This is a genomic window from Exiguobacterium qingdaonense (genome assembly GCF_018617855.1).
GTDB lineage: Bacteria > Bacillota > Bacilli > Exiguobacteriales > Exiguobacteriaceae > Exiguobacterium > Exiguobacterium qingdaonense.
The window spans coordinates 79,048-90,408 of the sequence record NZ_JACSKY010000007.1; the positions used below are offsets into that span (position 1 = coordinate 79,048).

Annotated in this window: 5 protein-coding genes; 2 read left to right on the plus strand and 3 right to left on the minus strand. The window is 40.8% G+C overall.

Annotated elements, in window-relative coordinates; all coding sequences use genetic code 11:
- Positions 1–15: 15 nt before the first annotated feature.
- Both KNP00_RS09460 and KNP00_RS09465 read right to left on the minus strand, forming a co-directional pair.
- Positions 16–714 carry a CBS domain-containing protein gene (locus tag KNP00_RS09460; protein ID WP_215144552.1) on the minus strand — a complete coding sequence of 233 codons (699 nt, stop codon included), beginning with the start codon at positions 712–714 and terminating at the stop codon, positions 16–18.
- A gap of 29 nt (positions 715–743) precedes the next feature.
- Positions 744–3,077, minus strand: a complete 2,334-nt coding sequence (locus tag KNP00_RS09465; protein ID WP_215144554.1) for a hypothetical protein — start codon at positions 3,075–3,077, stop codon at positions 744–746.
- A 62-nt stretch (positions 3,078–3,139) separates the two neighbouring features.
- Between KNP00_RS09465 and drmA the strand changes: the two genes are divergently transcribed.
- Positions 3,140–6,550 (plus strand): DISARM system helicase DrmA, encoded by a 3,411-nt coding sequence (drmA, locus tag KNP00_RS09470; RefSeq protein ID WP_215144556.1) that lies wholly within the window; start codon positions 3,140–3,142, stop codon positions 6,548–6,550.
- Entirely contained in the window at positions 6,537–8,291 is a 1,755-nt protein-coding gene (drmB, locus tag KNP00_RS09475) for a DUF1998 domain-containing protein (RefSeq protein WP_215144558.1), read from the plus strand. Before drmA ends, drmB begins: the two co-directional genes overlap by 14 nt.
- A gap of 69 nt (positions 8,292–8,360) precedes the next feature.
- Here drmB and KNP00_RS09480 read toward each other — a convergent pair whose 3' ends face one another.
- Positions 8,361–11,351 carry a type I restriction endonuclease subunit R gene (locus KNP00_RS09480; protein WP_215144561.1) on the minus strand — a complete coding sequence of 997 codons (2,991 nt, stop codon included), beginning with the start codon at positions 11,349–11,351 and terminating at the stop codon, positions 8,361–8,363.
- Positions 11,352–11,361: the final 10 nt, after the last annotated feature.

Below are 11,361 nucleotides of genomic sequence, written 5' to 3' on the forward strand. Positions count from 1 at the left end.
AAGTACGCTCCTCAACTAATCAAACTTCGCTAAATCCCAATATGTCAAAATCCCCAATAATGATTGATTTGATTTCCCTGACTCAGTAATCAAAAGTGCTTCTAGTTTTCGTCCTTCATTTGCTGCCTGTAAAAAATAATCCTTCGCTTCATAGACAGTAGTTCTTCTTGAAATAAAGCGATACGTTTCAGCAAGTTCATCGACGGAAAGCAAATCGCTAACCCTGGTCTCTTCAAATGAAATAAGATCATCCTTCACATTTGATGCCAACCAATTCGTGATACCGCTTTCAGTAACAAGTGAGATAAATTCTCCCTCAGAATTAAATACAGGAAATTGGGAGTATTGGAATTCATGAACCAACTGAAGCATTTTACTCATCGAATCAGTTCCGGTCAGCGAATAAACTTCCCTGAAGAAATGATTCATTCGCTTCGGAGAACGTAACTTCTCTTCGATGTCGATAATCTCCTCCACTATTTTATCGTGAGGCTCTGCAATTGCCTCACCATTCAATCCGCTTCCATGCTGAATGGCATTGCGCAAGCGTCCAAAATTTTTGAGCCGCTCCGCTTTTTGTCGAATCAAGGAATTTTGTTTAGCGGCTTGTTCCACAAGATAAGAAAACGAAATATGTTCTTCTTGTCCTAATTGCTGACGCAACATCGTTTCAATGTTATGGAACCGATCTAAGAAAATAACAGAGTTTTTCATGAGATACCTCCACGTCTGAAAACCTGATCTCAACGCACCACAAACTCTTCTTGCTTAACAGTTTTCCATGCCTCACCGTCATACAATTTAAACAATTCGCTAGCTAATTGATAATTCCGCTCAAACGCTACGTTACCTAGATTAAAGAATGGTTTTGTAGACTCGCTCCAATTCCACAACACACGCTTGTCTTCTCGAATTGGCATTTGTCGATCTTCTAACAATGCAGTGAGCGCTTTGCGTTCTATCGGCTCAGAGTATCCAAGCATCGCATAGAGGAAGTATGCGTACTCCGTCTCATCAAAATTCAAGACAACGACATGTGCACTATGTTCGTTAATAAACCGCATCATTATTCGATACTGTCCAAATAACAGCGGTGCTAAAAGCATACTTTCAGGATGGCTACCATTCAAGATTGATTTCGTTAATCGGGAACACTTTAATCGATGAGGTAACCGTAAAGCTGGGAAAGTAGGGATTGCTAGTACATTCGTTTTAACTCCAGCTAGTCGAAAGAAACGTTCGATTTTTTGATCAAACGCATGTCTTGTAGTCGAACTACTTTTTCCTTGTTCATATATGAGAGATGCCCATGTCAAAAACTGTTCTTCGTCCAAATTCTGATTGATTGTCTTAGGGTTAAGGAGCATTCCACCTTCTCTATACTCAAACTCCTGAGTTCGATTTAATGGAGATTGGCCACCCCATATAATGACACGAACGTCTTCGACATCTTGTGGGATAAAATGTGGAGCTGGTGCGTCACTACCTTCATATATGAATGGTATTAAGTCTCCCCAAATCTGAATCAATTCTTCGTTCATATTTAGCAAACTATTGGATTCTTGACGTGTATTCCAGAGATCCGGCTCAAAGCGCCATGTGTGAAGCGTATCTTGAATAAAGTAGGGATGTTTGTACAGAATTGATTCGACCGTTTTCGGTGAATATGGATATTGCTGTTGAACCTCTTCAATTAACTTATCCACAGGAACGGGAGATTTCTGTTTCAATAAATAGTTTACCAAGAGTGAACGTGCGCTTGGATGTTCGATGGATGGATCGAGTTCTTGTATTCGGTTAAGCCGCTCAGCTTCGCGCAAATCCTCTGGTAGATACGGAGCCACTCTGACAGTCGCTTTGCCCTCCTGAAGATTCTCGAATATCATCTTTTGTCCCGGTTTAATTCGATGTTCAAAGAGAAAATCGCTAAAGCTGTGGCTTCCTGCCTGACCTTTTGCGTTCATGGTAAGGATAAAAGGACTCGACTGATTTAATACCTCTAACTGTCCATCGACAAAATACTTGGCCAACTCACCAGACACCTGAAACGTAGAATTTCTTCGTTCGAGTGTAGATAAACGAACTGTCACACGATTATTGGCTGTACGTTCACGTTTAATAGGTTCAGTACCGTTTAAGCTCTGCTTTAGTCTCGGCGATAAAATTGGAGAAATAATTGTTTTCCCTCGCGTTTTATTCGAAGTGAAATCTAGTAATTCTTTAGGTTGGGAATCATCATAAATAATTGTATTTTGAGAAATAACAATATTTCGTTCCATTTTTAAAACTTGTCTCAACCCTTCATAATAAGCAGAGAATATATTTTCATATGGCTGTTTTCGAAAATATTTTTGAATCACTTCTCGAATTTTAATCGGTGTTTCACGATTCCGTTTCAGATGCTCAACAATGGCGCCTTTTTGTTCTTCAATTTCTTCTAGAATATCTGGTGAGACGGTGATGTTGTAATCCATTGGTGGGTTATCATAATCATTTAAACTGATCCGTTGATAAGATGTCTTGAAACGAGAATCTACTTTAGGAAAGAACAAGACATTAGAATCTTGGATGTCATAGTATGATTTCACTCGTGCAATCACATCATGTCTGACGATATTTTCGAGTTTATTCTTGTACATATAGCGATGGACCAAATCATTTAGCAATTGCCACTCGCTTAAAATGATATATTGCGCATCTTTGCGTCCGTATTTTCCTTTTAACACAATAAAACGAGGGTCTTTATACAACCGTGTTATTTCTTTTTCTACATTTTTAGCCATTAAGATAGGCTCTCGGTTTTGACGTAGTTCACGTTCAAGCGCGTCAAATCGTGATGAAGGTTCATTTTTCCGTCTTACATAATCACCTTCGCTAATAACTGATGGTACGTTTGCTTCTAGAGCTGAGTTTAAGTTCAGAACTGCGAATTCCCTCTTACATCCTCGTCCTGAATCCCAAATCATCATCAAATATTCAATTAATTTCTCTCGCGTCAATACATCGGTGTGAAGTGAGTTAAATGCCAACTGAATATAACTAATATTTGAAGAGACTACTCCTGAAGATTCCATCATTTCCCCTCGCCCCCTTTATTCAAATGTTTTACAATTAAATTATATAAGAAAGGGGCAAAATAATGAATGATATTATCCAAAGCCTAGTTAATTTTTTATCAGGTAAAGATAATCAACAAGCCTCGATTGATGAGGTATTAGATTTACTTGAAGATGAGTTCATCGATTTGCGACAACTTCGACAGATTTTAGCTCATCAATCGCAAATTCAAATGAATGAGGAAACTCTTCAATTAATAAGTCAGAAGAAGCAGTCTACACAAGCTAAAGCCTTTACGCCTAAACAACGAACTAAACTCGTTGAGAATCTAGAGAAAAGACTGATAGGACCAAAAAATGGTGAACATGAAACACTGAAAGCGGCACCAAGTTCGTATTACCTGACCGGTCGCCTTTTTCCATATGGTGCCTCATCGAACGTCATTCATGAAGAAGAAACGGATCAACCTTTAAATGAAGTTGAAGGCATTACTGTTGAAGGTGAAGCCATTGAAGAAATCATTACTTCTCAAGACCAATTCCGTAATTCAAGCATGGGCGTTAGTTTCATTTTAAATGACGTTACCACACTAACTTGTCACATTAATTGGGGTCGTTATGAATCCGTAGAAGAAGATAACTCTTTTCATTACAAGCGGCGTCCGTTCTCAAAAACTATCTCACTTGATTTAAAACAAAGTGGTGAACTGTCAGTCGACTTAGATTCAAACCTACTTTTAAAATGGTATGTTCGCTCAGGTAAATCAGGATTAGACATTAGTCTTTATCTCGTCCATAGCTTGGATTTGAGTTCAACTAATCGTTTTCCGAGACAAGACGAAATCATCTTCCAACCGCAACTATCGTTTAGCATTAATAAGCAGTCGATTGTGCCTCGTCCTGCTTATGGCATGAATAACTTAATTAACTTCTTATATCGCGAACGAACCGTACCGATTATCGGTCACCAAATCGGTACAGATTGGTTTGTCGATGATACAACCTACCACTTCAAAACAACATGGTTACCAAAAGAAGAAGTGCCACTTGTTGAGCATCAACGTTTGACAGATACGTCGTTTAGTATGCTCGATTTGGCTAAACAGCCTAAAGATGAAGTCATTTCTCGATTAAACAAATTACCAGATGCGTATATGGAATGGATTAGGGACGAATCAGCGAAGTTAGATGGACTTAGCGAAATGGATCAATCCTTACTTTTGCAACAAGTTGAACAAGCAAGAGAAACTTGCTCGCGTATGTACGATGGCATTCGTCTTTTGGAGACGAACGACAAAGCATGGACCGGTTTCAGACTCTCGAACTTAGCGATGCATATTCAACGCGAGCAAGGAATCCATGCCTCGGTTTATAAAGAAACAGGACAATATGATTTTGAACCCGTTAAAAGCGAATGGCGTTTATTCCAGTTAGCCTTTATTCTCATGAACTTACCTAGTAGTTTTGACGAGCAACATGAAGACCGTCAGCTTGTCGACTTGCTGTGGTTTCCGACTGGTGGAGGTAAAACGGAAGCTTATCTTGGTCTAGCAGCGTTTGTGATGTTTGTTCGCCGCTTAAAGAATGATGTTAGCAATCCAATGAGTTATGGTGGTATGAGTGTCATGATGCGCTACACACTCCGCTTACTAACCATTCAACAGTTCCAACGCGCGACACTTCTTATATGTGCCATGGAAGCAATTCGTCGACACGAAGATACTTACTCAAAACAGATTTCTGATATTCAATTAGCAGATCTAGGCACCGTCCCGTTTTCAATTGGACTTTGGATCGGAAGTGCATCTACACCAAATAATTATGATGATGCAAAAATTGCTCTCCAAAAACTAGAAAGTAACGAGCCTCTCGAGAACGGTGAGGTCGGAAACCCGATGCAACTTAGCCATTGTCCTTGGTGTGGTGAGAAGTTAACTGTACAATGCTATTCTGTCGACCGGAGTAAAGCGACAATCAAATGTCCGAAGGCAAGATGCACGTTTCATACTGGAATACCAGCTTATACGATTGACGAGGCGATTTATGATCATTTACCGTCACTTGTCATTGGAACAGTCGATAAACTAGCACAAATCGCTTGGCAACCACGAATTGGCGAATTGTTTGGCCGAAAATCATCCTATCGAGTCTCTAGCAATAAATTTATAGATGATTCTCCGACACAAGATTTGACTCAGCAACAGGCTTGGCTCCCACCTGCGGATCTCGTGATTCAAGATGAGCTACATCTATTAAATGGTCCGCTCGGTTCTTTAACAGGATTATATGAGTTTGTGATTGACGAGCTCACGGGCTTTGGGGAATCAAAAACAAAAATAGTGGCTTCAACTGCTACAATCAGTGGGGCAGAATCTCAGATTCGAGGGCTTTATGACCGCCCGGCAAATCAATTCCCTGTCTATATTCAATCACCTGATGACTCATTTTTCTCTAAAACAGTTCCGATTGATGAGAAGCCAGGACGTCTGTATGTAGGAGTTTCTTCGCCAGGCGTCAGTATGAAAATCCATACGGTGAATGTCTATGGAGCTCTAATTGCCGCGACACGGAAACAAGAAAAGCAAGCAGAACTCGATCCATATTGGACAGTCGTTGGATATTTCAATACCATACGTGAATTGGCCGGAACGAATACAATGTTTTATGACGAAATTCGAACCTATCTTCAGGCAAATGAAATTGAAGAATCGTTACTCGATTTCGAAGAGTTAACGAGTCGCAAAAAAGCACAGGAAATTCCTGAATTATTAGCTCGAATGGAACGATCATTTGAGAATGATGAAGTATTGGATGCAGTTCTCTGTACAAATATGATTTCAGTTGGAGTTGACGTCAACCGCCTTGGCTTAATGGTTGTGCATGGTCAACCGAAGACAACTGCTGAGTATATTCAAGCTACAAGCCGAGTTGGGCGTCAACACCCTGGTCTTGTCGTGACAATTCTGAATCCTCAACGAACACGCGATTTGTTCCACTTTGAGCAGTTCAAATCATTTCATCAGTCGTTCTATCAATATGTCGAACCTACAAGTGTGACACCATTCTCAAAAGGTGCATTAAATCGTGGAATTACTGGTGTTCTCGTGGGATTAATTCGTCAAACGATGACCTCGCCTCCTATTTCAAAAGCCAATAGCGCAGGTCAATTTAACTTAGATGCCGTAGATGCTTCGATGATTGATCGCTTCGTCGCTCGAGCTAAATCCGTCTATGATTGTTCAGAAACAGAAACTCGTCAGCTCGTCAGTGAAGTGTTAGATACATGGGAATCACTCGCTAATCGTACAAATCACGAACTAGCCTATCGGCAAAAAATTGTGAATGGTAGACCGATGAATACGTCACACCATTTGTTGAAGTACTTTGAAGAAACACCTTATACTCACGAGGCGATGTTTGCACTCACTTCTTTACGTAGTGTGGAACCTGAAATTAAAGTGGAAGAGGAGGTCAATCGCTATGACAGTTGGTGATTCAAAGCATTCCTATCAACGAGGCTCAATTCGAGCGGCTCAATTACTTCATCACTTTGGTCCGGGAGCAATCGTAGATTTACCAGATGGTAGTTTCATTACGAACGCAGTGGATCAATGGAAGTTCAAACACAATCAAATTCGAGAAGAAGATCATGATGCTGTCATGAGCGCATTCAATCAGAAGCCGATTCGCCTACTAAACAGCAACCCTGAAGCAATCCGAACGAAAGTATCACGATTTCCGATCTGGCGTTTCTGTCCGAATTGTGGTTCTATGACGGATCAACCGAGACGCACATTTTGTACGAACCCAAAGTGTGAACCACTTGGAGTAAAATATGCGCCGATGCGTTTTGTAACGGTTTGTCGTAAGGGACACATTAGCGATTTTCCTTGGGTAAAGTGGGCGCATCAAGAACATAACGTTTGCGACAAGCCACGTTTACGACTGATGACAGATAAGGGGACGCTATCGAGTTCTTATAAAACAATGCGAATTAAATGCATGAATTGTGAAGCATCTCCCGTTTCTTTAGCAAGAATCAAAGAAAAAGGAGAGCTCGAACGCGTCACGGGTAAAAAATGCGCTGGAACCAAACCATGGATTTTACATCATCAAGTCGAGACTTGCGATGCTGAAATGACAGTGGCTTTGCGTGGAGAGACAAAACTACACATTCCAAATGTTCAAAGCGTGATTACACTCCCACTCAAAACAGCAAGTTCTGAAGCGATTTATCAAGAAATCGATAAAAAGTATGAGTTATTTAAAAATACATGGTCAAATTTTTCCTCAGAACAAAAAATCGTCATGTTGAAAGGCATATTGAGTGACGGAGATTGGACAGAAAATGATATTCAAAAAGGAGTTCATTACTTAGACTCTAATCGACAATTGGACGACATTTCTTTTGGTTCTATTAAGCAACGTGAACTTAGTGCATGGAAGCATACGAAAACTGCGCCACTCCAAGAAAAAGATTGCCAAGCGGAGCGGGTGCCTGTTCCCGAAGACTGGACGGACTACATCAGTCACATTACTCGTGTAGATTTGATGCGCGAAGTCCGTGCCTTGACTAGTTTTAATCGTTTGAAATATGCCGATTCATTCGTCGAACGTAAAGCAGGAGATGGTGTTTCCATCTTTAAAAATCATACAAACTGGTATCCAGGAATCGAAATTTTTGGCGAAGGGATATTTATTGAATTAAATCCAGAGATGATTGAAGAATGGGAAAGTCGCGACTCTGTAAAGCGTATCTTTGAAGGTCAGTTAGCAAGATTTCAACAAAAACGTCTGAAGCGTGACCAAGCTGAAATCGAATTATATCCGCGTCACATCTTGCTTCACACATTTGCTCACGCTTTAATTCGAGCGTTCGCTGAAACGAGCGGGTATTCTTCTACCTCCTTACGGGAACGACTATATTTTGAGAATGGTGCTGCCTCTGTGTTAATCCATACCGCCGAAGGGGACTCTGAAAGCAGTTTAGGGGGATTAATTGAACTCGCCAAGCCAGAGAAGATGTCATTAATGCTAAAGCGTGCTATTGAATTAACGGAGTACTGCTCCTCAGACCCTACTTGCCTTGAAGGTGGACAAGATCGCAAAGCTGCAGCATGCCACTGCTGTCTTTTCTTAAGCGAGACGTCTTGTGAATGGAACAATGAATTGTTAGATCGACGGACACTTCATCCAAAGTTATCAGATGATCATCTCGCATTCTTTGACATATAACCCGCCGTTAGTAAAAAGAAAGACACAAAAATGGTGCGAAGACTTTACAGAAGTCTCCGCACCATTTTTTTAGTTATTCACTTCCCCATACACTTCATTCATCATATCTTCCATAATTACCGTTTTAAACTCGTCGTTCTCTAAGATTTTTAGGAAGAACTCTTCATTGCTACTCATTCGGTCAATGACGAAGTTGATGAACGTCTTCTCGAATGCGAATTTAAAATTCTCTTTTGTATTGTTCTTCGCCTTTTCACGAATATCTTCACTGTTTAACATATCCTCTTTTACTTGCTCACGCGAAAGAAAATCTGTTTCCGTGAATTGTGTGCCAAAGCGTTCATTTAATTTTTCTAATACACTCGATAAGCGGACTTTCTCGTCATCTCCTGAAACACCTGACCCATGCTTCTGAGGGCTCAAGTCGTATCCTCCTGTTTTCTGGAGCTCGATGCCACCTTCAAACACCTTTTGGTTGCGATAGTATTCAAGCGTCACATCATCAGCCAAGTAAACATCTTTGTCATCTCGACCTCGAGGTAACTTACGGAGTAAGTACGTCAGATAAATATATAACTTGTGTAAGTCCAAATCGATGAATGTGATGACCTGTAAAATGAATCCATAAGTTCGTGCAAACTTAGTAGCTACTTGTTTAAATGCATCCTGTTCCTCGTTTGAAAGGTTTTTGAATCGATCTACACCTTTATCAAGAATCGCATTCAACTCAATCTGAGCTTTTGTAGATTTGTTCGCTCCACCTGTCACTTCAAGTTCGTTGACCCTTTGCACTTCTTCGGTCGTAAATAATTGATATGGTTCGATTTCAGCCTGCATATCATACAAGATGTTCGGGTCAGTTACTTCAGATAAGCTCGTCGATTCATAATAAGGTTGGAACGATGCCTGAATTTCTTCTGGTTCATTTACAAAATCTAATACGAATGTATCTTCTTTACCGGGGCAAGTCCGATTCAAACGAGACAAAGTTTGAACCGCCTTTATACCGCTTAACGGTTTATCTACATACATCGTGTGGAGGAGTGGTTCATCAAATCCAGTTTGATATTTTTCCGCTACTAATAAGACTTTATATTCATCGGAGTTGAACTTTTCCGGGAGCTCTCTTTCTGAAAACTGATTCATATCCGGCTCTGTGTAATTGACTCCACCGTCTTGAACAGTTCCGGAAAACGCCACCACCGTTTTCAAGTCATTGTACCCCATCTCATTAATATAACGATCAAAGGCTACTTTGTAGCGTACGGCGTGCAAACGACTCGCCGTTACAACCATTGCTTTGGCTCTACCTCCGATTTTACGCTGTACAAAATTCCGATAATGCTCAATGATAATTTCTGCCTTCTGCGCAATACTATGTGGGTGCAGAGACACGTATTGAGCCAATTTCTTCGTCGCTTGCTTTTGCGAGACTTCTGGATCATTGTCTACGGTTTTCGCAATCTTCCAAAACGTCTTGTACGTCGTGTAATTCTCGAGGACATCTAGAATAAATCCTTCTTCGATTGCCTGGCGCATCGTGTACTGATGGAAAGCTGCCGGTTTACCGTCTGGACCAACTGTCCCAAACTTTTCTAGCGTCTTTGGTTTTGGGGTAGCCGTAAACGCGAAGAATGACACATTATCTTGTTTCCCACTCTTCATGATGGCTTCTACAATTTTTTCATCGATATCATCCAAATTCTCTTCCGCAATCCGATCCTCTTCATAAGCTGCTTCTAGCGTCTTATCAGATAAGACATTTGTCAGTGCTGTCGATGCTTTACCACCTTGAGAGGAGTGCGCTTCATCAATGATGACTGCATACTTTTTACGTTCTAGTCCCGCCACCTTTTCTAATACGAACGGAAACTTTTGAAGTGTTGTAATGATGATACGTGTCTCATTGTTAATCGCCCGTGCGAGTTGGTCAGAGTTTTTATCAATTGGTTCAACCATCCCTGCTTTATGCTCTAACTGATAAACCGCATCTTGCAACTGTTTATCTAAGACGCGCCGATCTGTAATGACGATGACGCTACTGAAAATCGATTCGTTGTTCTCGTTATGCAATTTCGCCAATCGATGGGCGAGCCATGAAATCGAGTTCGTTTTCCCTGAGCCAGCAGAGTGTTGGATTAGATAGTTACGACCAACGAGATGACGCGATACATCTGTCTCAATTTTTCGTACTGCATCCAATTGATGAAAGCGGGGGAAGATGAGCATTTGTCGCTCTCCAATGGTCTCACCGTTTGAATCTTTGATTTCATCTTTCTTCACGAAAATGAAACGATAAAGGATATCAAGGAGACTGTCAGGTGCTAAAATCTCATCCCACAAATAATGTGTCCGATAATTGCTGTCCTGAGGCAAAGGATTTCCTTTGCCTCCCTGATTCCCTTTATTGAAAGGTAAGAAATAGGTTTTCCCTTTATCGAGCTTTGTCGTCATGAACACTTCGTCCGGATCCACAGCAAAATAAACTGCCACTCGTTCATTAAACTTAAACAGTTGCTCCCGAGGATCTCGATCATTTTTTAACTGTTTCATCGCATGTTCCACCGTTTGATTCGTTAGCGGATTCTTTAGCTCCATCACGACTAGTGGTAGACCGTTTAGGAACAACACCATATCCAAACTATTGTTATGCTTGTCGCTGTAATAGACTTGGCGAGACACATTAAAACGGTTCAATTGATATTGCTCGTTCAACGTCTTGTTCATATCCGTTGGTGGCTTATTATAAGCAAGGTTTAACGTCACACCACGATCTTTAATTCCTTTACGTAAGCACTCGACTAACCCTTGCTTATACAGTTGATCTTTAATGCGCTTTAGCACTTCTTCTTTGTAAGAAGGACCATACGACTTCTCAAGCGTACGCATGCGTTTTTCCTGTGTATCCTCTAAGAACGCAAACAGTTCCTCTACGTCGATAGCATGCTGCTTAAAAGCGGCACTTGCATCACCTTCAAGCACGCGCTTTTTATAGCCATTTGCAATTAACTCAGCTTCAATATTCGATTCGAACCCTTTTTCTGAAGTATCCACTGCCATATTTATCACC